Below are 23,963 nucleotides of genomic sequence, written 5' to 3'. Positions count from 1 at the left end.
GGGAGGAAATCAGCTCGGTGTAGTCCCGGTCACGCGCCGAGGAACTCCATGATCCTGTCCCACTGGCGGTCGGTCTGCACCAGACCGTCGTAGTAGGAGGCCTTGAGCTTGTCGAGGTTGCGTTCGGTGTTCGAGATGCGCATTTCGTCGGGGAAGAACAGCATAACCCGGCCCTGCTTCTCCATCTCGAGAAGTCGGTGCTTCGTCGCGTTGTAGCGGGCGGGGCGGGCCAGCACGGCCTCGGCGACCGCGGGGTACTTGCTGAGCATGCGCCGGATGACCGCCGGGTACTTCACCTCGGGCCGCACGTAGTCGCGCGGGCGGGTGCACAGCACGAGGAACTTCCCGAATCCGTCGGCTTCCGCGGCGTCCACCGGGATGCCACCGGAACCGCTGAGCGCGCCGTCGACGTAGGGCACGCCGTCGACCTCGGGAGTATTCATGATCACCGGCAGGGTCGAGGACGCCCGCACCCGCTTGAGCAGGGACTCCAGGTCGGTGATGTCCTCGCGGCCCCAGCGCACCGACTCGCCGGTGAGAGCATTGGTGGCCTCGATACGGAAGGGCGTCGGGTCATTGAGGAAGGCGTCGAAGTCGTAGGGCAGGTCGTTGCCGGGCAGGCCCGAGGTCTCGTAGATGTACTTCGCGTCAAAGTAGCCGTCGCCGCGGATGAGGGAACCGATACCGCCGGACGCCGGAGACGCGGTGAACTCCACGAAGCTCTCCCGGGTGCGCTCCGCGTCATGGCCGAGGAAGTTCATGGTGTGTGACGCCCCGGCGGAGACACCGCCGATCCAGCCGAAGTCCACGCCCTTGACCATGAACTCGTGGACCGTCGCAGCGGTGAAACTGTTGCGTGCTCCGCCGCCCTCACAGACGAGGGCGACATCGGAGGCGGTGAAGGGAAGGTCAGTCATTGTGCCGATAGTAGTCCGCTGCTCACTCGAACCCGGAGCCGCGGGACTCCAGCGCATTCGACAGGTTCAGGTCCAGGTCCTGCAGCACGTCAGCCGGGGCGTTCTCCCCCTTGTTGAACCGAAGGGTGTGGCCGGCGCTGCGCGGGCAGGCCACCGCTGCGGCGATCGCGGAGGCCACGGCCTGACGGGGGACCGAGGTCGCCTCGGTGCGTCCCCGGTCCTCCGGGATCAGGGAGATGCCGTCGCTGTCGCCGTCGGTCAGCGAGCTCGGCCCCAGGATCGTCCAGTCCAGGGCAGAGTGGCGCAGATGGTCGTCCGCCCGGGCCTTGGCATCCGCGTAGAAGTGGAAGGGATCGTCGCCGGGGATGCCGTGGTCGTCGTAGGAACCTGCCCAGGAGACCATGATGAAACGCTCGGTGTCCGATTCCTCGGCGGCGTTCATGGTGCGGACGGCGGCATTCTCGTCAACCGCTTTTGTGCGCTCGGGGTCGCCCCCGCCTGCCCCGGCGGACCAGACGACGGTGTCGAAAGGCTGGAGCATACCGACGAGATCGTCGGTGCTCATGGTCTCGACATCGGCGAAAAGGCCGGTTGCCCCGGCTTCCTCCACGTCGTCGATGTGCGCTCGGTCCCGGACCACGGCGGTGACCGTGTTCCCGTCGGCGACGAGCAGGGGGATGGTCAACAGGGCAACGCGGCCGTGGCCGCCGATGATCACGATGTCGCTCATGCGGCCCAGCCTAATGACTGTTAGCCGACCATGCCGGGGGAGAGCGCGCGGATGCGCAGGGTGCAGCGGTCGCCGTAGTTCTCCGGCTGGGGCACCTGCAGCTGGGCGACGGCGGACGCGTCGGGGGCCAGCGGAACGGTACCGCCGCCGGAACCACTCCCGTCGCGTTCGGCATCGCCACCGGCCAGAGTGACCTCGAGCTCGGTGGTGTGGCAGCGCGAGTCCGCGGCCTCGCCCCCGCCGGAGCCGTCCCTGTCGGATCCTCCCGGGACTGGCGCTGTGTCAGTGGCGGTGCCGGTCAGAACCGCACCGGCAGCCCACCGGAGGTGGGTGCGTGTGTTCGGTGCAGAAATGGTCATACCCCGACGCTAGTTCTGGCGGGTCACTCCTGCAGGCGGGAGATGCGCAGTGTCACCGGAGCGTCGTCCCCGGTGCAGCCGGTCAGCCCGTCGACAGTGACAGTGGTGGAGTCCCGCTCGTCCGGCGGATAGATCTTCAGAGCGTCGGCCGGGGTTTCGGTGCACTGGTCGCCGTAGACTCCGGGGCTGCTGATCTTGAGGTCGGCGGACGCGGCGTCGCCGGGGGAGAGCGTGATGACCGGAGCCTCGCCCGGTGCGTCCTCCCGGTCAGCGGCCGCGCCGACCTGGGTGTCTCCGTCGGCGACGAGACTGACGCCGGGGTAACCGCTGACCGTACAGTCCCTGTCGGAGGAATTGGTGAAGGTCAGTTGCCGGTAGACACTGCCGGCCGCTCCGTCGGGGTCGCCGACCGTGACGTCGAGGTCGACGGTGTTGCAGCGGTTGCCGTCGGCACCGGAGGAACTGCCGTCCGGGGCGTCCCCGGTGAGTGCGGCTTCGGTCGGGGTGGTGGTGTTGTTGGCGGCGGAGTCGCTGTCGCTGCCGTCATTGCTGCAGGCGCCGAGGACGACCACGGCGGCGAGAGCGACGGCGGTGACCGTACCGGTGCGGTGTGATGAAAGTGGTGTCCTGATACTCATGAGACCCACAGTAGTCCTGGATTAGACCGAACGCCCTCCCCTCGGCTGGGGGTCGTACTACCATGTCCGGAGAACGGTGGTGCCGGAACGACCGAGAAAGTTCGGTCGCGGTAACTACCTGTACACCTACGAGGACTTCCAGGAAACAGGAGCATCCATGGCCTTCAACCCCGACTTCGACCTCTTCCAGCTGCCCGAGGAGTACCGCGAGCTGCGCTCCGCCATCCGGCAGATCGCCGAGGAACAGATCGCCCCCCACGCTGCTGAGGTCGACGCCGACGAGCGGTTCCCGGAGGAGGCCCTGAAGGCGCTCAACGAGTCCGGCTTCAACGCCGTCCATATCCCTGACGAGTTCGGCGGCCAGGGCGCTGACTCGCTCGCCGCCGTCATCGTCATCGAAGAGGTCGCCCGCGTCTGCGGTTCCTCCTCCCTGATCCCGGCCGTGAACAAGCTCGGCACCATGGGACTCATCCTGGCAGGCTCCGACGAACTCAAGGCGAAGGTCCTGCCGGACATCGCCGAGGGTGGGTTGGCGTCCTACGGCCTCACCGAGCGTGAGGCCGGTTCAGACGCCGCCGGAATGAAGACCAGGGCCGTGCGTGACGGTGACGAGTGGGTCCTCAACGGCTCCAAGTGCTTCATCACCAACGGTTCCCGTGCCACCTGGATCACCGTCATGGCCGTCACTGACCCGGAGGCCGGCGCCCGAGGCATCTCCGCGTTCATGGTCCACAAGGATGACCCGGGATTCCGCGTCGGCGGCCTGGAGCACAAGCTCGGCATCAAGGGTTCCCCGACTGCGGAGCTCTACTTCGAGGACTGCCGTATCCCGGCCGACCGCATGATCGGCGAGGAGGGCACCGGCTTCAAGACCGCCCTGCAGACCCTCGACCACACCCGTCCGACCATCGGTGCCCAGGCGCTCGGTATCGCCCAGGGCGCGTTCGACGCCGCCGTGGAGTACGTCAAGGAGCGCAAGCAGTTCGGTAAGCCGATCGCCGCCTTCCAGAACACCCAGTTCACCCTGGCGGACATGAAGATGAAGATCGACGCCGCCCGGCTGATGATCTACACCGCCGCGTCAAACGCCGAGCGCGGTGTCGCCGAAGACGGCGGGAAGCTCGGCCTCATGGCCGCCGGCTCGAAGGCCTTCGCCTCCGACATCGCCATGGAGGTCACCCTCGACGCGATCCAGCTGCTCGGTGGCTACGGCTACACGCGTGATTTCCCGGTCGAGCGCATGATGCGTGACGCCAAGATCACGCAGATCTACGAAGGCACCAACCAGATCTGCCGCATGGTCATGGGGCGACAGATCCTCGCGTAGAGGTCACGGGCGGTCTTGGTCACGGTCAACGTCACCCACTTCGCGGAGCGGGGCTGATCCCTTGTATATCCCTCACCAGACCGCTCGCCATATCCCGCACAAGGTCCTCCTCGTCCGGGAGGGCGTTTCTCGTCGACGCCAACTTCCGTCGGCCCACGCTCTACCGTCTTCACTGCCGACGGCTCAGGTTATGCAATCAGACGCATTTGACAGTACCGCTGTCCTAAAATGTGTGCCATGGCATACCATTTTCAAGACGTTGAGATACCCACCATCCACGGACGGCCTCTGACAGGCTCCGTCATTGATACTCCTGATTCCGGCACTGCCGTCGTAATTCACCCTGCAACAGCCGTTTCCCAAGGACTCTACCGCGCGTTCGCCGAGCACCTCGCGGACCGGGGCCACTCAGTCCTGATCTACGACTACTCGGGCTGCGGAGATTCCGCGGCGCCGGGTGACGACCGCCGCAAAGACATCAGGATGACAACCTGGATGTTCGACGACATCCCGTCCGTCAACCACTACGCGAGACAACGCTGGGATGGGCAGCGCCTGCTGGCTGTAGGCCACAGCATCGGCTCGCACGGGCAGATCGCTGTCCAACAGGAATCCCCGGTCGAAGCACTCGCAATGGTCGCCAGCCACGCCGGCATCTCCGCACTGATCCCGGACCTCAAGGAGAGAGCCCGCGTGTGGGTGTTCTTCAATGCCATCATTCCCGTTACCGCCCGAATGACCGGCCGTGTACCCGTTCAGGAAATCGGCATGGGAAAGCCCATCCCCGTCGGCGCACTGACTCAGTGGGCGAAATGGAGTCGTCGACGCCACTATTTCTTCGACGACCAGGAGTTCGACTTCACCGGTCGCTATGCTGCAGCGAACTTCCCGGTGCAGTCGACCTGTTTCGCCGATGACCTCTGGGCCACACGGGAAGCAACATCGGTGCTCACGGATCGCATGGCATCCGCTGACATCACAGAACAGGATGTAACCCCTGCTCCCGGTGACAAGCTGGGTCACATGGACTTCTTCAGGAGCAGGAACGAGAAGTACTGGCACCTGGTGTCTGACTGGCTCGGCACCCCAGATGCCAGCTATCCCCCGTCCTGATCGCAGGCCGCGGGTACGCTGTTTCACCCAATCTGCCTGGTCTGAAATCCCCGGCTCCGCCATTCTGGGCGACGGGAACGTCTCAACACTCTCACTGTCATCACGTATGCCTCGATGAGGCGTGGAGGCGGTGAGAATACGATCTTCAGTCCGACCATACCGATGAGTAAGAATGTGACCTTTGACGTGGACACCTGCTCGGCGTCGGGTCAAGTCCTTTTGCGTGGTGTATCCGTCAGCGATTGGCTCAGCAGTGAACTGACCGCGGACGGAACAGGATTCCCTACGCCACAAGAGCCTCCTGACCGTCACCGACGACAACGCCGGAAGCATCGGTCGTCCGGGTGTTCGCCAGCATCTCTGCTGTCGCGGACAGCACCGTCAACGGCATGTGCCGCTTCTGCTCGATCCAGTCCTCATGCTGCTCGGCGAGCACCGCCCCGATCAACCGGACCACCGAGGCACTGTCAGGGAAGATCCCCACGACATTGTTCCGCCGGCGGATCTCCTTGCTCAACCGCTCCGTCGGATTGTTGGACCACACCTTCGTCCACGCGGGTTTCGGAAGCGCGGTGTACGCCAGGATCTCATCCAGGGCCTTCTCCAGATGCGCGGCAGCCTTCGGCAGCTTGTCATCGAGCATGTCGACCACCGCTCTGGCCTGCGCCCAGACCCGGTCAGGGGTTTCCTGGTCGAAGATCAACTGGAACATCGTGCGTACCCACTTCCATCCGGACTTCGGTACCACTTCCGACAGGATCTTGGCGAAGTGTGTCCGGCAGTGTTGCCACGGGCGTGTTCGGCAACACCTCGCCAATCGCTTGCTGGATCCCGCAGTGGGCATCACTGGTGATCAGCCCGACGGTGTCCGGGCCACGCGCCTTCAGGTCGGTAGAAGAACCCGGTCCGCGACGCCATGGACTGAAGCGGTGGCGACCTGCATGCCGAGGATCTCACGGAACCTTTCGTCGTTGATGCCACAGGTCAGCAGGACCGGGGTTTTCACCACCCGGCCGCTCTCACGGACTTTCATCGTCAACGCATCGGCCGACAGATACAACTACTCCGCCGGCATCCAGGGGTCGGGTACGGAAATCGGCGACCATGGAATCGAAATTCTTGGCGGGCGTCGACACCTGGGACTTGGATATTCCGGTGATGCCGAGGGATATGACCAGGTCATCCATCCGGCGGGTGGACACGCCTTTCAGATAGGCGGTGGCCACGGCACTGGTGAGGGCGGATTCGACGCGGGTGCGGTGTTCCAGCAGCCGGTCGGGGAAGTGGGAGCCATGGCGCAGTTTCGGTACGGCGACGTCGACGGTGCCGACGTGGGTGTCGAGGTCGCGGTAGCCGTTGCGGCGGTTGGTGCGGGTGACGCTGGTGGTGCCGTACTCGGCGCCACAGACCTGGTCGGCTTGGACGGACAGCAGGAGGTTGATGGTGTCCTGGAGTATCTGGCGCATCAGGTCGGGTGAGGCTTGGGCCAGCAGATCGTCGAGATATCCGGTGGGGTCGATATGATTGGGCGCGGAGGCCCTCGTTGGTGTCCTTTTCGAGGATGTTGAGGAGCTGAGCCGAAAGGCACCGCGGTAGTCCCCCTGCTGGTCGGCAAGGGGGTTCACCGGGCGTTAGCTGGACACCACGCTAATGGACGCAACCCTCATGCGGGAAGGGCCAGCCACTGTTGCCGCCACCGCCGACCGAACCGCAGGTTGCTGTGACTCTGCCGATGGTCGGACCGGTGGTTCAGCGAGCACGGTGGGTTTCCGTGAGTGGTGGGGGTTCTGCTGTAGCCCACGGGGTGCCGCAGCCGCGGTAGAACGACCGTGCGGGTAGTATCCGCCGCATCTCCCACACAGTCGTGGAATCTCCGGTTTTCGGACGGAGGGTAGCGCGGCTCAGTGCGGCGGGGTGAGGACCACCGTGTCAGGGTCGGCCCAGTCCAGGTCGAATCCCCTGGTGTTCAGCCACTGTTCCACCGAGCCTTCAGTGACCAGTCCGGTGATGAGTTGCTGGGCGGACCGCAGGGCCCGATGACCTGTCCCGGTGTCCAGGAGGCCCACTGTCAGTGCGTCCCCCAGCTCGTCGAGGTCGAGGAGCTCCCAGCGCCCTCCCGCGTAGGTGACGAGGTCGATGTAGAGGTCGGTGGTCCGCCACACGGCGTCCTCCGGGGATGCCGGCGGGTCGACGAGTGCGATGTCGACGTACAGCTCCTGGCCGGGGTAAGGACCGTGTCCGGTGCCGTTGCGGAAGTGGAAGCGGTTGACCCGGAGATCAAGCGCGGGTAGCAGCCAGCTCTCCAGATATCCGAAGCGGGGATGGTCGGCGGGCCGCGCCATGTAGAGCGCGGTGGAGTCGCCGCCCCAGCGGTCCACCTGGCGGGTGAAGCCCTTCGGGTCGATGTTGACGTTGGACGCGGTGTCGAAGGTCTCGACCTTCGGAGGGTGCGCACCGTTCATGATCGCGGTTCTACCACGGCGGAACGCACCAGGCCAGGGGAGAGGTCGCTCTAGGCGACCTGGGTCAGCCCGACAGTCGGAGCGAACTCGCAGTTGGCGGGACCGGACTCCTCGTCGGTGGTGATACCGCCGCTGAGCACGGCAACCACCGGGCCGGAGCCGGTGTCCGCCAGGCCGTTGACGGTACCCGGCCCGTCGGTGTTGATGCCGCCGGGCACCAGCGGGGTCTGACCCATCCGGCCGTCGGCGACATTGAGCCAGTGGACCTGCATGGACGTGTTCTGGGTTGCGGCTGCCGGGCCGGTGCCCAGTGCGGTGAAGACGAAAGCTGTCTGACCTGCGCCCACGCCGGGCAGTGGGAGAGTGGCAGGGCCGGGTACTGCGATGGCGGTGCCGACAGCGTTCGAGGTGCCGCCGATGCAGTTGGTGGCGACTGTCGGCCAGCCGAACTGGGTGAAGACGGGGCCGTCCTCAGGGAGGCCGACACCGGGCTCGCCGTCGCCGCGGAAGAAGCTGATGACACGCAGGAGCGTGCCGCTGACCTCCTCCGGCATGCCCGGCTGGTTGGCGAAGGCTTCGAGCTGGTCGAGGATTTCGGGGCTGGGGCGTCCCAGGTTATCCACCGGCGCAGCCGGGAATACGGGGAGGCTCTGGGCGGAGACGGACGGGGTCACGGCCATGGGTACGGCGAGGGCCGTCGCGGCAGCGAGGAGTGCTGCAGCCAGGCGGCGGGGACGTCGGGTGGGATGCACGTGGAGCCTTTCGAAAACCTCATGAGTCACATTGTTCACAACAGTAACATGCGTCACGCGAAACGAGCGCACTTCTGTCTGATGAGAAGAATAAGGGGTGGAGCGGGTACTCTGTACCCCCGTCCGCATGTCGGGACTGCCGACATGCCTGAATGCTGTTTCTCTCGCTCTATAAGGAAGACCTGGATCTGTGTCACTGACTGAATTCCGTAATGTCGCCATCGTCGCGCACGTCGACCATGGCAAGACCACCCTCGTGGACGCAATGCTGCGTCAGTCGGGGGTCTTCGACCCGCACGCGCAGGTCGAGGACCGTGTCATGGACTCCGGGGACCTGGAGAAGGAAAAGGGCATCACCATCCTCGCCAAGAACACCGCCATCCGGCGTGCCGGCAAGGGCAAGGACGGTTCCGACCTCATCATCAACGTCATCGACACCCCGGGTCACGCCGACTTCGGTGGCGAGGTCGAGCGCGCACTGTCCATGGTCGACGGTGTCGTCCTCCTGATCGACGCCTCCGAGGGGCCGTTGCCGCAGACCCGCTTCGTGCTCGGCAAGGCCCTCGAGGCCAAGATGCCGGTCATCATCTGTGTCAACAAGACCGACCGCCCCGATGCCCGCATCGACGAGGTCGTCTCCGAGGCCCAGGACCTGCTCCTCGAGCTGGCCTCCGCCCTCGACGACCCGGAGGCCGCCGAGGCCGCCGAGACCCTCCTCGACCTCCCGGTCATCTACACCTCCGGCCGCGCCGGCAAGGCCTCCACCGAGAACCCCGGTAACGGCAACATCCCGGACGCCGAGGACCTCCAGTCCCTGTTCGACGTCATCTACGACGTCCTCCCGGAGCCCTCCGCCGAGCATGACGCCCCGCTGCAGGCCCACGTCACCAACCTGGACTCCTCCAACTTCCTCGGCCGTATCGGCCTGGTCCGCGTCTTCGCCGGCTCCCTGCACAAGGGCCAGCAGGTCGCCTGGATCCACTACGACGAGAACGGCGAGGAGCACGTCAAGAACGTCAAGATCTCCGAGCTGCTCCGTACCGTCGGCGTCGACCGTGTCGCCACCGACGAGGTCATCGCCGGTGACATCGCCGCGATCTCCGGTATCGAGGACGTCATGATCGGCGACACCCTGGCCGACCCGGAGCACCCGGTCGCCCTGCCGCGCATCACCGTCGACGAGCCCGCCATCTCCATGACCATCGGTGTGAACACCTCCCCGATGGCCGGCCGCTCCGGCAACCAGCTCACCGCCCGCGTGGTCAAGAACCGCCTGGACCAGGAGCTCATCGGTAACGTCTCCATCAAGGTCCTGCCGACCGAGCGTCCTGACGCCTGGGAGGTCCAGGGGCGTGGCGAGATGGCGCTGTCCATTCTCGTCGAGACCATGCGTCGCGAAGGCTTCGAGCTCACCGTCGGTAAGCCGCAGGTGGTCACCAAGACCGTCGACGGCAAGCTGCAGGAGCCTTGGGAGCACATGATCATCGACGCCCCAGAGGAGCACCTCGGTGCCATCACCCAGCTCATGGCCGCCCGTAAGGGCCGCATGGAAGGCATGGACAACACCGGTAACGGCTGGATCCGGATGACCTTCCTGGTTCCGGCCCGTGGCCTCATCGGTTTCCGCACCATCTTCATGACCGAGACCCGCGGCACCGGTATCGCCAACAGCTACTCCGCCGGTTACGACGCCTGGGCCGGCGAGATCAAGGACCGTCCGAACGGTTCCCTGGTCGCCGACCGCACCGGCCAGATCACCGCCTACGCGCTGACCCAGCTGGCCGACCGCGGTTCCTTCTTCGTCGAGCCCGGTACCGAGACCTACGAGGGTATGGTCGTCGGCCAGAACAACCGCGACGAGGACATGGACATCAACATCACCAAGGAGAAGAAGCTCACGAACATGCGTTCCGCCACCGCGGACGCCACCGTGACGCTGGCCAAGGCCCGAAACCTCTCCCTGGACGAGGCCATGGAGTTCTGTGGCCACGACGAGTGTGTCGAGGTCACCCCCGAGGCCATCCGCGTGCGTAAGACTATCCTCGGTGCCACCGAGCGTGGTCGTGCGGCGTCCCGCGCGAAGCAGCGCGACAAGAAGTGATCGAAGTCCGGTAGTCGCCCCTGTCAGCAGGGGCACTGGTGAGAGGAGCCGTCGGGAGTGGTAGAGAACAGTCGCCCCCGGCGGCTTTCCGCTGTCGTGGCGGCGCTCAGCGCCGTAGGGCTTGTCGGAGCGGTCCTCGCCGGCTGTCAGGCGCGTCCCTCGGATGCGCCGACCATTGCTGCGCCGCAGACAGTCAGCACCACCCCGGAGGAGACGGAGGAGCCGGGCGCGGTGCCCGATGAGCTCCGTACCGTCACCGTCGGCGTGGACAGCATCCCCGGTGACCTCAACCCCCACCTCATAGGGTCGCGTTCCCTGGCGACGAGTGTCGTCGCCCAGCTGACCCTGCCCAGCGCCTTCACCGTGCCTACCGGCAGTCCGACCGGCGCCCGGACGGCACTCAACACTGATCTGCTGGAGTCCGTGAAGGTCACCGAGGGCACCGAGGCGGCACCGACCAAGGTCCGCTACGTCCTGCGCTCCGACGCCCAGTGGTCGGACGGGACGCCCGTCACCGGGGCAGACTTCGACTACCTCCACCAGCAGATCACCGGACGCTCTGGCGTGGTGGACCCGGCGGGCTACGCGATGATCGACAAGCTCTCCGTCTCCGCGGGAGGACGCACGGTCGACGTCACCTTCACCGGTCCCGACCCAGACTGGCGTGACCTCTTCTCCGACCTGCTGCCGAGCCACATCTACCGCACCGAGGACCGCAGCTTCGACTCGATGATGTCCGGTGTGCCCGCGGCGTCCGGCGGGGTGTTCCGGGTCCGTGCGGTGGACACCGCCCGCGGTGAGATCCGCCTGGACCGCAATCAGCGGTACTGGGGTGAGTCTCCCGCACGCAGTGACAGCGTCGTGCTCTCGGTCGTGCCGGACACCCGCACCGCCACCCAGATGCTGCGCACCGGTCAGCTGCAGATGCTGCTGACCGGGGAGCAGGGGGTGACCACCGAGTCGCTGGCCGCGGTGCCGGGTCTGCGCGTCCGTGAGATGACGCGGCGTCCTGACCTGGTCATGACACTGAACACCACGGCGCCGCGGATGACCTCGCTGACCAACCGCACCCGGGTGACCGACGCCCTCGACGCCGACGCCCTGGCCCGCATCCTCACCCAGGATCCTGCCGCGACGGCACCGGGAGGGGGCATCGGTGCCGACGAGGTGACCGGCGACAGCACCGTTGAGAGTGACATTGACGGCGCCGTCGACAGCGCCCCGGCCACTCCCGCCCTGCCGACGGTGGACAGCGACCTCACCCCGCTGCGGATCGGGGCGGACAGCGGGGACGCCACGGCGGTCGAGGCCGCCCGTCGCGTCGTCGACCAGCTCACCGGCGTCGGCATCGCCGCAGAGCCGGTCATCCGTTCCTCATCTGACCTCTACGGTTCCTTCCTGCCCTCCGGTGAGGTCGACGCCGTCATCGCGTGGCAGGAGACCCCGGAGACCCTCAGCGAACTACGCAGCCGCTACGGCTGCGACACCGCCGACCGGTCGGTGTCGAGGCCGTCCACCGGACTCCCCTCGGTCACCGCCGTGCCCACCTCGGAGTCACAGACCACGGAACCCACCGACAGTTCGGTGACGACTGAGCCCACGGGAACGACTGAACCGTCGGAACCGTCGGAACCCGGCGGGACCTCCGACTCCTCCGACCCTTCCGGCGCGGAGGGCGAGGACGCCGCCGCCACGGGACGTACCGTCAACACCTCGGGTCTGTGCTCGGCCGAGGTCAACGGCATCCTGGATGCCGCGCTGTTCTCGGTGGCGGATCTGTCCGAGGACCGGGTCAGTGCCCTGGTCGACGACACTGTGGACCGGGTCTCCGACGCCGTCGCCGAGCAGCGCGTCGACGTGCCGTTGATCGACGACCGTCGGGTCATCGCCGCCGGCCCCGACCTCGTCGGCCCGGAGCCCCGGCTCGCCGACTGGCCGCTTGACCGGGACACCGGCCCGCTGGTCTCAGCCGCCACCTGGCGTCGCGCCGAGGAGACGGACGCCTCTGCTGCGTCCGCCACTTCCGCAGCACCTACGACCTCAACCACATCCGACGAAGAGGACGACTGATGACCGACCAGAACCTGCAGGGCCTGCGCGTGCTCGCCGTGCATGCCCACCCCGACGACGAATCCCTGTGGACCGGCCTCGCCCTGACCCACTGGGCCCGCCGCGGCGCCGAGGTTACGGTGGTGACCTGCACCCTCGGCGAGGAAGGTGAGGTCATCGGGGACAAGTACCAGGGCCTCGTCGCCGAACACTCCGGACTGCTCGGCGGGTACCGCATCGCCGAACTCCAGCGCGCCCTGGCGGCGCTGGGCGTCAACCAGGACGAGGTCACCGGGACCGCCCGGCCGCGGTTCCTCGGCGGTGTCGCGCACTGGCGTGACTCGGGTATGGCGGGCACACCGCCGGCGGATCATCCCCGCGCCTTCGTGCGCTCCGGGGGTGCCGCAGTCGATGCCCTGCGTGCCGAGATCGCGGGTCTGCGTCCACACGTCGTCGTCACCTACGGTCCCGACGGCGGCTACGGCCACCCTGACCACATCCGTGCCCACGAGATCACCCATGCCGCCGTCGCCGCCCAGGCGGACGCGGGGGAGTGGACCCCGGCGAGGATCTGGTGGTGTGTCACCGAGACCGAGCAGCTGGACGCCGGCCTGGCCGAACTGCGTGCGGCAGGCGGTCCCCCGGCCGACTGGCGGTGGCCGGACGACGGCGAGCTGGCGAGCGTTCCGGCGTCCTCGGTGGACGCCCGCGTCACCGGCTCCGCCGAGGATCTCGCCGCCAAGCAGGCCGCGATGGTCGCCCACGCCACCCAGCTCTGGGTCGCCGACGGTTCCGTCGGTGATGTCATCGACACCCCCAGGGCCAGCGCCGTCGGCGCTCCGGTGCCCTTCTGTCTGTCCAACCTCATCACCCAGCCGCTCATCGGCACGGAGAGTTTCATGCTGGGCGAACGGCGGGACGGCGAGGCTGGACTTTCGGGCGAAACGCTGAACAGACTAGACTGTCTATTTGCTGAAGGGAGGTAGCCGATGTACACCACAGACGAACCCCACTGGGGAGATCCGGAACGCCGGCAGGTGCGCCGGGACACGACCCGCGCCGAACGCCGGGCGGGGATCATCTGGCTGTGCGTCGGGGCACTGGCCGCGGTACTGCTCGCGGCCCTCTACCTCGGATCCAGGATCACGGTCGGTGACACCGCCGTGCCCTTCCCGTGGCCGCTGGTGGCCACACCGTGGTTCCTGGCGGTGCTGACGAAAACGGCACTCCTGTGGACCGACAACCGCTCCCTGGCCGCCGCCCCGATGTGGACCTGGCTGGCGGGATACCTGATCCTCGTGTTCTGGCCCGCCATCCCCGGTCTCGGCGGAGACACCGTCATGGGTGGCTCCCTGACCACACTGCTTCTGCTGCCGCTCGGACTGGCCGGCGGCGGTTGGGCATTGCTGCGGTTGAAGTGACAAGATTAGATCTGCTTGAAGCAGTACTGACGACCTGCGGACGGCAATCGTGACGAGTTTCCGAGAAAGTGACAATCAATGACCTACGTAATCGCGCAGCCCTGCGTCGATGTGATGGACCGGGCCTGTGTGGAGGAATGCCCGGTCGACTGCATCTACGAGGGCAAGCGATCGCTGTACATCCACCCCGACGAGTGCGTGGACTGCGGCGCCTGCGAGCCGGTGTGCCCGACCGAGGCTATCTTCTACGAGGACGACCTCCCAGACGAGTGGGAGGACTACATCGACTTCAACACCGCGTTCTTCGACGATCTCGGTGACCCGGGCGGAGCAGCCAAGCTCGGCCCCCAGGACTTCGACCCCGAGGGCATCAGGAACTTGCCGCCCCAGAACCAGGACTAGAAGGAAACCCACCGATGACCGACGCAGCGCGAACCCGCCGACGCACTCTCTCCGCCGAACTCCCCGATTTCCCGTGGGACTCCCTCGAGGGGGCGAAGGCGACGGCGGCCGCGCATCCCGACGGCATCATCAATCTCTCGGTCGGTACCCCGGTGGACCCGGTCGCGCCCTCGATCCAGCTGGCGCTCTCGCTGAACGCCGGTGAGCCGGGCTACCCGCAGACCATCGGCACCCCGGAGCTCCGCGCCGCCATCGTGACGGCCATGGAACGGCGCTTCGGCGTGCCCGGCGTGGTGACCGCACAGGTCCTGCCGGTCGTCGGCACGAAGGAGGCCATCGCCTGGCTGCCCTTCATCCTCGGTGTGGTCCCCGGCCAGACCGTGGTGATCCCGGAGCTCGCGTACCCGACCTACGAGGTCGGCGCGAAGATCGCCGGAGCGGACGTCCTGCGCAGTGACTCACTGCTGAAGGTCGGCCCGGCGACCCCGGCGATGATCTTCCTGAACTCCCCGGCAAACCCGCACGGCAAGGTTCTCGGTGTCGACCACCTGCGCAAGTTCGTCGAGTTCGCCCGTGAGCGCGACGTCATCGTCGTCTCCGACGAGTGCTACCTCGGCCTCGGCTGGAACGATGCCGACGAGGACGCCCCGGTCTCCATCCTGGATCCCCGGGTCTGCGACGGGGACTTCACGAACCTCATCGCGGTCCACTCCCTGTCGAAGACCTCGAACCTGGCGTCCTACCGTGCCGGCTTCCTCGTCGGCGACACGGACCTCATCGCCGAGGCCCTCGCCGTGCGCAGGAACACGGGTCTCATGATGCCCGGCCCGATCCAGGCCGCCACTGTCGCCGCCCTCGAGGATGACGACCAGGAGACCCTGCAGAAGACCCGTTACCGGCAGCGTCGTGCACTCCTCGCCGCCGCGGTCGAGGACGCAGGACTGCGTATCGATGATTCCGAGGGTGGGCTGTACCTGTGGGCCACCGAGGACCGTCCCTGCCGCGAGACGGTGGACCGTCTCGCAGCACTCGGCATCCTCGTCGCCCCCGGTGACTTCTACGGTCCCGCGGGGGAGAAGCACGTGCGTATCGGCCTCACCGCCACGGACGAGGACATCGCCAAGGCCGCCCAGCGACTCGGCACGCTGGAGCAGTAGGCCCCGGTCTTCCGGCCCTGACACGGAGGACCCCCGACCACTGGTCGGGGGTCCTCTGCTGTCCCTGGGGCGGTGTCCCTAGTTCTTGTGGAGTGCGTCGTTGAGCTCCACCGATCCGGTCGCCCGGGCAACGGCCTCGACCGCGCCGGTGACCGAGTTGCGGCGGAAGAGCAGGTTGGACGCCCCGGAGAGGACGGAGGCCTTGACGACGTCTCCGTCGAAGGCGACCTTCGTCCCGAAGGTGATGTACAGGCCGGCCTCGACGACACAGTCGTCGCCCAGGGAGATGCCGACGCCGGCGTTCGCGCCCAGCAGGCAGCGCTTTCCGATGGAGATGACCTGCTTGCCGCCACCGGACAGGGTACCCATGATCGAGGCACCGCCACCGACGTCCGAGCCGTCCTCGACGACGACGCCGCCCGAGATCCGGCCCTCGACCATGGAGGAGCCGAGCGTGCCGGCGTTGAAGTTCACGAAGCCCTCGTGCATGACGGTGGTGCCCTCGGCGAGGTGTGCGCCGAGGCGGACACGGTCGGCGTCGCCGATGCGCACCCCGGTCGGCACGACGTAGTCGACCATGCGGGGGAACTTGTCGATCGAGTAGACGGTGACCCTGCCGCGGGCCTGCAGCTTCGCACGGGTGGCCTCGAAGCCCTCCACAGCACAGGGGCCGAAGTTGGTCCAGACGACGTTGGTCAGCTTACCGAAAAGCCCGTCGAGGTTGGCGCCGTGGGGCTGGATGGTGCGACCGGAGAGGAGGTGCAGGCGCAGGTATGCGTCGGCGGAGTCCGCCGGGGCGTCGTCAAGGTCGGCGATCGTGGTGTGCACCACGACGCGGTGGACGCCGCGGTCGGCGTCCTCATCCTCGAGGTGGGACAGGTCGAGCGGGGCGGCAGGGGCGTCACCCAGGCCGAACTCGGGGTACCACACGTCGAGGACGGTGTCGTCAGCGGTCAGGGTCGCGATGCCGGTTCCGTAAGCAGAGGTCATGGCACCACAGTCTACCGGTCAGTTGCCGGCGGTCTCCCCGGACCTGTCACGCAGGGCGTCATCGGCGAAACGGTCGTGGTGGCGGGTGACCCAGGCACCCAGCGCACACAGCAGACCGAAGGCGATGGCCACCGTGATGACCTGGTCCCGCGCGCTCTCGTCGAAGAGCATGAGGACGGTCAGTCCCGCCAGCGCGACGAGGGTGACGACCGGGAGCGTCGGCCAGAACCACATCTTCAGTTTCAGCGAGCCCTCCTCCTTCAGCAACGGACGCAGCTTCAGCTCGGACAGGACGATCATCACCCAGATGACCAGCAGGCAGCCGCCGACTGCGTTGAAGAGGATGTTGATGAGGTCCTCCGGACCCCAGAGCTGAAGACCCACGGAAATGAAGGCGAAGACCAGGGAGCAGATGACGGCCGGGAGCGGGACCTTCTGGGAGGAGAGCTTCCGGAAGACCTTCGGGGCGTTGCCCTGCCAGGAGAAGGAGTACATCAGCCGTGAGGTGGCGTAGATCTGCGCGTTGAACGCGGAGAGCAGCGCCAGGACGATGACGACCTCCATGATCCCGACGATCGCCGGAACATCGGCCATGCTGAGCACGCGGGTGAACGGCGAGTTGGAGGCGTCCTCCTCCTCGGCGAGATCCGTGTAGTTGATCAACGTGGTGATCACCGCGACAGAGCCCAGGTAGAAGATCATGATGCGCCAGACCACCGCGCGGACCGCGGAGGTGATGGCCTGGGTCGGCTTCTCGGACTCGGCGGCGGCGATGGTCACGATCTCGATACCGCCGAAGGCGAAGGCGACAGCCAGCAGGCCGGCGGAGATGCCGGAGATACCCTCCGGGGCGAACGGCGTGAGGTTGTCTGTGCCGACGGACCCGTGACCGGGCAGCCACCCGAGGATGAGCAGGGCACCGATGATGAGGAAGGCGATGATGACGGCGACCTTGACGAAGGAGAACCAGTACTCGAACTCGCCGAAGCCGCGGACGGCGAAGAGGTTCACGACGGTGAACAGGACCACACAGACCAGGCCGGGGATCCAGCCCTCCACGCCGAACCACTTGCCCATGATCGCACCGGCGCCGGTGATCTCGGTACCCATCACCATGATGAGCATGAACCAGTACATCCAGCCCAGGGAGAAGCCGGCCCAACCGCCGAACGCCTGGCGGGCGTAGGTGGCGAAGGTGCCGGAGGCGGGACGGGCGGCGGCCATCTCACCGAGCATCCGCATGACGAAGACGACGACGATACCGGCGACGATGTAGGAGACGAGGACCGCCGGGCCGGCCGCCTTGATGCCGACACCGGTGCCGAGGAACAGACCCGCACCGACGGCGGAACCCAGCCCCATCATCGTCAGGTGGCGGGTCTTGAGCCCGTGGCCCAGTTCGCCCCGCGTCTCTTCTGTGGTCGCGGCCTCGGACGCAGGTGATGCTGCGGAACCGCCCAGTGAACTACTCATGAACACTTATTCTGGCACAGTGCCAGCGACCTGCCGCACCTCTGGCACCTCTACGATGGGGGTCACGATGAACGAACAGACTGCACAACTCGATCTCACCCTCGATCCGGTGGCGCTCACCGCCGCGCTGGTCGACATTCCCAGCCGGTCCCACGAGGAGACCGTGATCGCCGACGCCCTGGAATCCGGGTTCGTCCGGCTCGCCCTGCCCGGTGTCACGGTCGACCGTCGGGGTAACACGGTCATCGCCCGGACGCACCGTGGACTGCCCTCCCGCGTGGTCCTCGCCGGCCACATCGACACCGTCCCCCCGGCCGACAACCTGCCGTCACGACGGGGTCCGGACACCGCGGGCGCCGACTGCATCCACGGGCTCGGTTCCGTGGACATGAAGTCCGGGGACGCCGTGTACATCCACGCGTTCGTCACCCTGGCACAGTCCGATGACCTGGCCCAGGACCTCACGCTCGTGCTCTACGACGGCGAGGAGGTCGCCTCACGCTACAACGGCCTGAAGATGGTCGCGGACACCGAGCCGGACCTGCTGGCCGGTGACGTCGCCCTGCTGGGGGAGCCCTCCGGCGCCGTCATCGAGGCCGGCTGCCAGGGTACGCTGCGGCTGAAGGTCACCGCCCACGGCACCCGTGCCCATTCCGCCCGTGCCTGGCTCGGCGACAACGCCGCCCACCGGCTGTCCCCGGTGATCGCCAGGATCGCGTCCTACGAGCCCCGCGACGTCGACATCGACGGCTGCCTCTACCGCGAGGGGCTCAACGTGGTGCACCTGGAGTCCGGGGTGGCGACCAACACCATCCCGGACGAGGCGTGGCTGTTCGTCAACTTCCGCTTCGCCCCGGACCGGTCGGGGGAGGAGGCCCTGTCCCACACCCTCGACGTCCTGGGCGTCGGGACCCCGGAGGATCCGGTGGACGGATTCTCCCTGGAGATCGACGACCTGTCCCCGGCCGCCCTGCCCGGGCTGCGCCGTCCGGCCGCCGCCGCACTGGTCACCGCCACCGGCGGCAACGTCCGGGCGAAGTACGGCTGGACCGATGTCGCCCGCTTCTCCGTGCTGGGCATTCCCGCGGTGAACTTCGGCCCCGGTGACCCCGGACTGTGTCACACCCCGCAGGAGAACTGCCCGGTCGAGATGATCACGACCGTCAGTGACCAGCTCATCAGCTACCTCACCACCCCGCCGGAGCTCCCGGCCTGACAGAGAGGACCTCACCATGGCTCCGATCCGACCGAACGACCCTTCCTGCTTCTACGAAGGTCCGGTCCTGCGACGCGGCGAAGGCCGGCGTATCAGACCGGCCACCACCACAGACCAGCGGTTGCTCGGTGAACAGCCGAACTCGGACTGGCTGCACACCGATCCCTGGCGGGTGATGCGGATCCAGTCGGAGTTCGTCGAGGGCTTCGGTGCCCTGGCGGACATCGGTCACGCCGTCACCGTCTGGGGTTCGGCCCGGACGTCGGAGGACCACCCGTGGTACTGGCTCGGCGTGGATACCGGACGCCTGCTCCGCGAGGCCGGTTACGCCGTGATCACCGGTGGCGGTCCAGGCCTGATGGAAGCCGCGAACCGTGGCTGCTCCGAGTCGGGTGGACTGTCCGTGGGCCTGGGCATCGAGCTCCCCCACGAGCAGGGGCTCAACGAATGGGTCAACCTGGGCCTGAACTTCCGCTACTTCTTCGTCCGCAAGACGATGTTCGTCAAGTACGCCCAGGCGTTCATCTGCCTTCCCGGCGGCTTCGGCACCCTCGACGAGCTCTTCGAGGCCCTCGTCCTCGTCCAGACCGGCAAGGTCAGCGAGTTCCCGATCATCCTCATCGGCAGCGACTACTGGGGCGGGCTGGTGGACTGGATCCGGGCACGGATGCTCGACGAGGGGCTCATCAGTGAGTCCGACCCGGATCTGCTGTACGTCACCGACGATCCGGAGGACGCCGTGAACCGGGTGGTCGCCGCCCACGCCCGACGCCGGCTCGGGTGACTGTCCGGTGAGGTAGGCTGACCGGCATGTACCTGCTCATCACCGTCATCGCTGCTCTGCTGGTGGGTCTCGTCCTCGTGTCGCTGGTCCAGACCACATTCGGCCGACCTGAGGAGGCGGCGGAGAGCACGGAGGACAGCGACGGCCCCCGCTTCCGGGTGGTGCGCCGCGGTTACGACATCGCCGAGGTCGACCGGTACCTCGACACCCTGCAGGACAGGGGCCATGACAGGAGCATGACGCAGGAATGAGCACCACGATCCCCACCCTCACCTCCGGTGCGCCCGCCAGTGGTTCAGAGGTCATCGACTGCCGCATCATCGTCCGCGACCGTCCCTCCACCGTCGTCCGGCCGGCCGCTGACGGGATCTGGGAGGTCCACGTCCCGGAACATCCAGTCCCGCTGACCGACCTCGCGGAGCTCCCGGCGGAGCCCCGTCTCGGAGATGACGGGTGGCGCGATGCGGGGGGCCGACTCGTCCGCCGTCTCACCGACCTGGTCGCCGTGCATCCGGTGAAGGCGAAAAGGCACCTTGTCCAGGTCAGCGTCCCGGCGTCCACCACCCGTCGAAACCTGCGCAACCTGGCACAGGGACTGGTCGGTGCCGGTCCCACGCCCCTCGTCGGAGCCCCGGACGCTGACCCTGCCGGCCCTGTGGTGCGGGACATCCGGATCGACCTCTCCGCCGTCACCGGCGACACCGCCTCCGCCGCTGGGCGCGAACTCCGGCTCGGGGCCGAGCTCGGTGCTGCCGCTGCACTTACCGACGTGCTCGGTGCGGTGCCGGACGGGTCCATGACCCTGGACTGGTGGCGGCAGCAGACCCGGGCCCTGTTCCACGGGCGCCCCGGCGTCCGGGTGAAGGTCCGGACCGGTGACTGGCTGGAACGCAAGGGCCTCGGCGGAGTGCTCGCCGCCAGCGCGGACCCGGCGCACACCGCCGGGCTCGTCGAGATCACCTGGGACCCCGCCGCCGCCGACGGTGAACTGACCGATGACCGGCCCGATGCCGTGCTCGTCGGTGGGGCTGTGGTCCCGGCGGTGCTCAGCGCCCTGTCCCGCCTGCACTCCCCGCAGAAGGTCATCGGACTGGTGCCGGTCACCGGCCTGCTCTCCGACCTGAGACCTCCGCTGACCGGACGGCCCGAGGAGGTCGTCACCCATGTCGGCGGGAAGACCACCACCCTGCACATCACCGGGGACGGGACCCGACGGGCCGAGACCGTGGCCCGGCTGGCTACCGCAGACACGCTGGCCTACGGGGTGCAGCGCCACCGGCCGCGCCGGATCATCAGTGCCGGTCCGACGTCCACCGGGGCCAGGGTCGCCCTCGGTACCCGCACCGGTGCCCTGTTCACCGGAGACCCGGTTCTCGCCCGACGACTCACCCTGCGCGGTGCGAAGGTGGGGGAGCGGTGGTGGCCGATGCCGCTGCCGACCGAGGTCGCACCGGAGCCCGGTGGTCCCGACCTGCTGAACTCCGCGCTGTACCTGCGCGGATTCACCGGGGATGTCACCCACATCCACCTCGACACCGCCGGGCCCGCCGCGGCCACCACGCCGGCCGGGGACACCGTGAGCGGCGTCTCCGGGTTCCCGGCCCGTACCCTTGTAGAGTGGCTCCGTAAATAGGGGTCACTCCGCTGACCCACCCGCGTTACCGCCCTTTTCTTCCCGAGGAGAATTTCGAACCGTGCTGTCCGATGTCATCGATCTGCTCGCCGATCCGGTCGACGGGACCCTGTTGCGCGCCGGGGACGAGTCCTGGCGGACCGTCGTCTCCGACTCCGGTCACAGCTATGACGTCGCCCGTCAGGGATACGTCACCCTCGTCGGAGGCGCAGGCCTGCGCTACACCGGTGACGATGCCGACATGATCACCGCGCGCGAGGCCTTCCTCTCCGGTGGACACTTCGCCCCATTCGTCGAGGCGGTGTCCGATGCCGTCGCCGATGTCCTCGACGACAACCACGTCTCCGAGGAGGACCGGCCCTCGGTCGTGGAGATCGGGGCAGGTACCGGGTACTACCTGGCCCACACGCTCGACGCGGTCCCCGGCTCCCGGGGCATCGGAGTCGACGTCTCCGTGCCCGCGGCCAAGCGACTGGCGCACTGCCACCCGCGGGTCGGGGCGATCGTCGCGGACGCCTGGGCCCGACTGCCGCTGCGGGATGACAGCATCGACGTCATGACCGTCATCTTCGCCCCGCGCAATGCCGCGGAGTTCGCCCGCGTCCTCACTCCGGAGGGCCAGGTCGTCGTGCTCACCCCGGACGCCGGCCACCTCGCCGAGCTGCGCGCCCCACTGGGCATCATCGACGTCGAGGAGGGCAAGGTCGACCGGATGATCACCCAGGCCTCCGGCTACCTTGTGCCGGTCGGGGAACCGGAGCATGTAGAGTTCGTCATGAACCTCGACCAGGCGTCCATCGCCGCTCAGATCGGCATGAGCCCCTCTGCCCGCCACATCCACCCGAAGGTGCTGGCCGAGCGGATCGCCGGCCTCCCCAAGGTCATGCAGGTCACGGCCCGTGCGACTGTGACCCGTCTCGCCCGCGACCCCCGTACGCTGGGCTTCAACGGGTCCTAGTCGTCGGCGGCGAGGTCCCGGTCGGCCAGGGCTGCCTCGGCGATGAGCCGCTCCTGCTCCTCCGGGTTGTCGAGCTGCGCCAGCCGACGCTGCAGCCGGCGTCCCAGTGACTCCATCGCCGACAGGACGCGGGCCCCGGCGGTGGTGTCCACCCGGAACTTCGCGAAGGGGGCGTCCCCGTGCAGTGAACTGGTCAGCGAGACCAGTCCACCGTCGGCGAAGACCTCGCACACCGGACCGTCGACGAGGATGGTGAGGGTGTCCGAGTCACCGTCGGCCAGCTCCGCGGTGCGGACGTCTCCGACTCCGTCGCGGGTGGGGCGGGTTACCTCGATCCGGTCGCCGGAATGGCGCACGGTGGCCAGCAGCCCGTCCTCCTCGTCGAGCAGGGAGACGGTCACGGCACCACGTGAGACGTCGAGCTGGGCGGTGAACACCGCCGCACGGTCGGTGTAGGAACGCACCGCCGAGGGCACACCGACGATGTCCTGGTGCAGGTGGCCGCCACGCAGGGTGAGGAAGCGTGGCACTGACAGACAGTTCGCCCAGGTACCCGTACCGTTTCCGGGGAATGTCCCGACCAGTCCCACGATGACCGGCTGGATGCCCTGGACGACCCGGGGTCGGGTGAAGTCGTGACCGTTGTCGAAGAGCTGGAACCCGGTCTCGACGGTGAACGTCGTCCCGGAGAGGGTACCGACGAGATAGCCGGCGCTCTCCCCGCCGCTGCTGCCCTCGTCGTCGGCCGGGTAGGTGATGAACAGCACGTCGCTGGTCTCGTCGGTGAGCTCATCGGTCATGGTGACGATGCGCGGTGCGAAGGGACGTCCCCGGGGCACAGTGGTGTCGGTCGAACCTCCGGTGATCTCCAGCGATCCGAGGGCGGTCCAGTGCTGCCGGTCGTCGGAGGTGAGCACGACGATGTCGGCGGCGGTCTCGTCGACGAGGTCGAGAGCGATCATCAGCCAGCCGTCGTCGTGCCGGATGACGCTCGGGGTCACCAGCGCGGTGACCGGGTGGTCGTCGTCGTCGATCTCCACCGGACCGAGGCGCTCGACCTCCCTGCTCACGATGCTCGGGTCGTCGGAGATCTCCGCGGAGATGGCGTCCAGGTCGGAGATCCGGGCACGATGGATCCGGAAGTTCCGGGCGCCGCGCCGGTCATGGGGTAGATCGGAACCCCGCACAGCCTCGCCGTCGGAGGGGGTGGTGGTCACGAAGAACAGTTCCACGGTGCCGTCACTGACCAGGACGGAGGATCCGGCCAGGCAGTCGACTTCATCACCCTCGGGGGCGAGGACGTCGTCACAGACGTCCCAGCCGTAGGGGAGGCCGGTCGCCATCTGGTGTGCCCAGCGTGCGCCGGAGTCCGGGGTGGGGCGGAACTGGTGGAAGACATGCAGGTTGCTACCCTGCCTGACGGCTCCGGCCGGTGCCTCGAGGACACCGGTTTCCGCAGTCACATGGAGTTCAGGTCGAAA

Annotated in this window: 23 protein-coding genes and 1 pseudogene; 13 read left to right on the top strand and 11 right to left on the bottom strand. The window is 67.5% G+C overall.

Features of this window, described 5'->3' with window-relative positions; translation table 11 throughout:
- Window positions 1–29: 29 nt before the first annotated feature.
- From Q0A27_RS14510 to Q0A27_RS14495, 4 genes are read right to left on the bottom strand one after another with little or no spacing between them, the layout of a single operon-like run.
- Window positions 30–917 carry a patatin family protein gene (locus Q0A27_RS14510; RefSeq protein ID WP_291476504.1) on the bottom strand — a complete coding sequence of 296 codons (888 nt, stop codon included), beginning with the start codon at window positions 915–917 and terminating at the stop codon, window positions 30–32.
- A gap of 22 nt (window positions 918–939) precedes the next feature.
- The gene (locus Q0A27_RS14505) at window positions 940–1,647 is read right to left on the bottom strand and encodes an NAD(P)H-binding protein (protein ID WP_291476502.1); all 708 of its coding nucleotides are present in this window, start codon (window positions 1,645–1,647) and stop codon (window positions 940–942) included.
- A 20-nt stretch (window positions 1,648–1,667) separates the two neighbouring features.
- Window positions 1,668–2,006, bottom strand: a complete 339-nt coding sequence (locus tag Q0A27_RS14500; protein WP_291476500.1) for a hypothetical protein — start codon at window positions 2,004–2,006, stop codon at window positions 1,668–1,670.
- Window positions 2,007–2,029: 23 nt separating this feature from the next.
- Complete coding sequence (locus tag Q0A27_RS14495; protein WP_291476498.1) at window positions 2,030–2,644, bottom strand: DUF4232 domain-containing protein; 615 nt, start codon at window positions 2,642–2,644, stop codon at window positions 2,030–2,032.
- A 157-nt stretch (window positions 2,645–2,801) separates the two neighbouring features.
- Between Q0A27_RS14495 and Q0A27_RS14490 the strand changes: the two genes are divergently transcribed.
- Complete coding sequence (locus Q0A27_RS14490; RefSeq protein ID WP_291476496.1) at window positions 2,802–3,971, top strand: acyl-CoA dehydrogenase family protein; 1,170 nt, start codon at window positions 2,802–2,804, stop codon at window positions 3,969–3,971.
- A gap of 237 nt (window positions 3,972–4,208) precedes the next feature.
- A complete protein-coding gene (locus tag Q0A27_RS14485; RefSeq protein WP_291476494.1) occupies window positions 4,209–5,084 on the top strand; it encodes an alpha/beta fold hydrolase in 876 nt (291 codons plus the stop codon).
- A 283-nt stretch (window positions 5,085–5,367) separates the two neighbouring features.
- Here the strand turns inward: Q0A27_RS14485 and Q0A27_RS14480 are convergent.
- From Q0A27_RS14480 to Q0A27_RS14465, 4 genes and pseudogenes are all read right to left on the bottom strand, one after another.
- Window positions 5,368–6,117, bottom strand: a pseudogene (locus Q0A27_RS14480) (transposase).
- Entirely contained in the window at window positions 6,104–6,550 is a 447-nt protein-coding gene (locus tag Q0A27_RS14475) for a transposase (RefSeq protein WP_291476492.1), read from the bottom strand. Before Q0A27_RS14475 ends, Q0A27_RS14480 begins: the two are co-directional and overlap by 14 nt.
- A 435-nt stretch (window positions 6,551–6,985) precedes the next feature.
- A complete protein-coding gene (locus Q0A27_RS14470) occupies window positions 6,986–7,546 on the bottom strand; it encodes a DUF402 domain-containing protein (RefSeq protein WP_291476490.1) in 561 nt (186 codons plus the stop codon).
- 50 nt (window positions 7,547–7,596) lie between these two features.
- A complete protein-coding gene (locus tag Q0A27_RS14465) occupies window positions 7,597–8,226 on the bottom strand; it encodes a hypothetical protein (RefSeq protein ID WP_291476532.1) in 630 nt (209 codons plus the stop codon).
- Between the two features lie 262 nt (window positions 8,227–8,488).
- Here Q0A27_RS14465 and typA point away from each other — a divergent pair, with 262 nt between their 5' ends.
- From typA to dapC, 6 genes are all read left to right on the top strand, one after another.
- Window positions 8,489–10,399, top strand: coding sequence for a translational GTPase TypA (gene typA, locus Q0A27_RS14460; protein ID WP_291476489.1), 1,911 nt, complete (start codon window positions 8,489–8,491; stop codon window positions 10,397–10,399).
- A 57-nt stretch (window positions 10,400–10,456) separates the two neighbouring features.
- Window positions 10,457–12,469, top strand: coding sequence for an ABC transporter substrate-binding protein (locus tag Q0A27_RS14455; RefSeq protein WP_291476487.1), 2,013 nt, complete (start codon window positions 10,457–10,459; stop codon window positions 12,467–12,469).
- Window positions 12,469–13,434, top strand: coding sequence for an N-acetyl-1-D-myo-inositol-2-amino-2-deoxy-alpha-D-glucopyranoside deacetylase (mshB, locus tag Q0A27_RS14450; RefSeq protein ID WP_291476485.1), 966 nt, complete (start codon window positions 12,469–12,471; stop codon window positions 13,432–13,434). Before Q0A27_RS14455 ends, mshB begins: the two co-directional genes overlap by 1 nt.
- Before the next feature lie 3 nt (window positions 13,435–13,437).
- Window positions 13,438–13,869: a hypothetical protein gene (locus Q0A27_RS14445; protein WP_291476483.1), complete on the top strand. Its 432-nt coding sequence runs from the start codon at window positions 13,438–13,440 to the stop codon at window positions 13,867–13,869.
- Between the two features lie 78 nt (window positions 13,870–13,947).
- Window positions 13,948–14,271 (top strand): ferredoxin, encoded by a 324-nt coding sequence (fdxA, locus tag Q0A27_RS14440; RefSeq protein ID WP_291476481.1) that lies wholly within the window; start codon window positions 13,948–13,950, stop codon window positions 14,269–14,271.
- Window positions 14,272–14,285: 14 nt separating this feature from the next.
- On the top strand, window positions 14,286–15,428 hold the full coding sequence (gene dapC / locus Q0A27_RS14435; protein ID WP_291476479.1) for a succinyldiaminopimelate transaminase: 1,143 nt from the start codon (window positions 14,286–14,288) through the stop codon (window positions 15,426–15,428).
- Between the two features lie 78 nt (window positions 15,429–15,506).
- Here the strand turns inward: dapC and dapD are convergent, their stop codons facing one another.
- A complete protein-coding gene (gene dapD, locus Q0A27_RS14430) occupies window positions 15,507–16,418 on the bottom strand; it encodes a 2,3,4,5-tetrahydropyridine-2,6-dicarboxylate N-succinyltransferase (RefSeq protein WP_291476477.1) in 912 nt (303 codons plus the stop codon).
- Between the two features lie 18 nt (window positions 16,419–16,436).
- A complete protein-coding gene (locus Q0A27_RS14425) occupies window positions 16,437–17,891 on the bottom strand; it encodes an amino acid permease (RefSeq protein ID WP_291476476.1) in 1,455 nt (484 codons plus the stop codon).
- A 67-nt stretch (window positions 17,892–17,958) separates the two neighbouring features.
- Here Q0A27_RS14425 and dapE point away from each other — a divergent pair, with 67 nt between their 5' ends.
- The 5 genes from dapE (at window position 17,959) to Q0A27_RS14400 (ending at window position 22,482) form a co-directional block, all read left to right on the top strand.
- Window positions 17,959–19,107 carry a succinyl-diaminopimelate desuccinylase gene (gene dapE, locus Q0A27_RS14420; RefSeq protein WP_291476473.1) on the top strand — a complete coding sequence of 383 codons (1,149 nt, stop codon included), beginning with the start codon at window positions 17,959–17,961 and terminating at the stop codon, window positions 19,105–19,107.
- Window positions 19,108–19,123: 16 nt separating this feature from the next.
- A complete protein-coding gene (locus Q0A27_RS14415) occupies window positions 19,124–19,891 on the top strand; it encodes a TIGR00730 family Rossman fold protein (RefSeq protein ID WP_291476471.1) in 768 nt (255 codons plus the stop codon).
- 26 nt (window positions 19,892–19,917) lie between these two features.
- On the top strand, window positions 19,918–20,142 hold the full coding sequence (locus Q0A27_RS14410) for a DivIVA domain-containing protein (protein ID WP_291476469.1): 225 nt from the start codon (window positions 19,918–19,920) through the stop codon (window positions 20,140–20,142).
- Window positions 20,139–21,524 (top strand): aminopeptidase, encoded by a 1,386-nt coding sequence (locus Q0A27_RS14405; RefSeq protein ID WP_291476468.1) that lies wholly within the window; start codon window positions 20,139–20,141, stop codon window positions 21,522–21,524. The genes Q0A27_RS14410 and Q0A27_RS14405 overlap by 4 nt, the downstream gene beginning before the upstream one ends.
- 61 nt (window positions 21,525–21,585) lie before the next feature.
- Complete coding sequence (locus Q0A27_RS14400) at window positions 21,586–22,482, top strand: methyltransferase domain-containing protein (protein WP_291476466.1); 897 nt, start codon at window positions 21,586–21,588, stop codon at window positions 22,480–22,482.
- On the opposite strand, the gene Q0A27_RS14395 is transcribed toward Q0A27_RS14400, so the two are convergent.
- Window positions 22,479–23,945 (bottom strand): hydrolase, encoded by a 1,467-nt coding sequence (locus Q0A27_RS14395; protein ID WP_291476464.1) that lies wholly within the window; start codon window positions 23,943–23,945, stop codon window positions 22,479–22,481. The genes Q0A27_RS14400 and Q0A27_RS14395 overlap by 4 nt on opposite strands.
- Window positions 23,946–23,963 lie beyond the last annotated feature (18 nt).

Origin of the sequence: Corynebacterium sp., assembly GCF_022712275.1 — a bacterium.
In the GTDB taxonomy this organism is placed as follows: domain Bacteria; phylum Actinomycetota; class Actinomycetes; order Mycobacteriales; family Mycobacteriaceae; genus Corynebacterium.
The sequence above is the reverse complement of the archived record's forward strand: the minus strand, read 5'-3'. Positions and strand labels throughout refer to the sequence as shown.

Bases quoted from the DNA above. Each gene is read 5' to 3' on its own strand.
- dapD (WP_291476477.1), bottom strand. From the start codon at position 16,418: ATGACCTCTGCTTACGGAACCGGCATCGCGACCCTGACCGCTGACGAC.
- Q0A27_RS14405 (WP_291476468.1), top strand. From the start codon at position 20,139: ATGAGCACCACGATCCCCACCCTCACCTCCGGTGCGCCCGCCAGTGGT.
- Q0A27_RS14490 (WP_291476496.1), top strand. From the start codon at position 2,802: ATGGCCTTCAACCCCGACTTCGACCTCTTCCAGCTGCCCGAGGAGTAC.
- fdxA (WP_291476481.1), top strand. From the start codon at position 13,948: ATGACCTACGTAATCGCGCAGCCCTGCGTCGATGTGATGGACCGGGCC.
- dapC (WP_291476479.1), top strand. From the start codon at position 14,286: ATGACCGACGCAGCGCGAACCCGCCGACGCACTCTCTCCGCCGAACTC.
- Q0A27_RS14425 (WP_291476476.1), bottom strand. From the start codon at position 17,891: ATGAGTAGTTCACTGGGCGGTTCCGCAGCATCACCTGCGTCCGAGGCC.
- Q0A27_RS14445 (WP_291476483.1), top strand. From the start codon at position 13,438: ATGTACACCACAGACGAACCCCACTGGGGAGATCCGGAACGCCGGCAG.
- Q0A27_RS14470 (WP_291476490.1), bottom strand. From the start codon at position 7,546: ATGAACGGTGCGCACCCTCCGAAGGTCGAGACCTTCGACACCGCGTCC.
- Q0A27_RS14485 (WP_291476494.1), top strand. From the start codon at position 4,209: ATGGCATACCATTTTCAAGACGTTGAGATACCCACCATCCACGGACGG.
- Q0A27_RS14475 (WP_291476492.1), bottom strand. From the start codon at position 6,550: ATGCGCCAGATACTCCAGGACACCATCAACCTCCTGCTGTCCGTCCAA.
- Q0A27_RS14495 (WP_291476498.1), bottom strand. From the start codon at position 2,644: ATGAGTATCAGGACACCACTTTCATCACACCGCACCGGTACGGTCACC.
- Q0A27_RS14415 (WP_291476471.1), top strand. From the start codon at position 19,124: ATGGCTCCGATCCGACCGAACGACCCTTCCTGCTTCTACGAAGGTCCG.
- dapE (WP_291476473.1), top strand. From the start codon at position 17,959: ATGAACGAACAGACTGCACAACTCGATCTCACCCTCGATCCGGTGGCG.
- Q0A27_RS14505 (WP_291476502.1), bottom strand. From the start codon at position 1,647: ATGAGCGACATCGTGATCATCGGCGGCCACGGCCGCGTTGCCCTGTTG.
- Q0A27_RS14500 (WP_291476500.1), bottom strand. From the start codon at position 2,006: ATGACCATTTCTGCACCGAACACACGCACCCACCTCCGGTGGGCTGCC.
- Q0A27_RS14465 (WP_291476532.1), bottom strand. From the start codon at position 8,226: ATGGCCGTGACCCCGTCCGTCTCCGCCCAGAGCCTCCCCGTATTCCCG.
- Q0A27_RS14410 (WP_291476469.1), top strand. From the start codon at position 19,918: ATGTACCTGCTCATCACCGTCATCGCTGCTCTGCTGGTGGGTCTCGTC.
- mshB (WP_291476485.1), top strand. From the start codon at position 12,469: ATGACCGACCAGAACCTGCAGGGCCTGCGCGTGCTCGCCGTGCATGCC.
- Q0A27_RS14510 (WP_291476504.1), bottom strand. From the start codon at position 917: ATGACTGACCTTCCCTTCACCGCCTCCGATGTCGCCCTCGTCTGTGAG.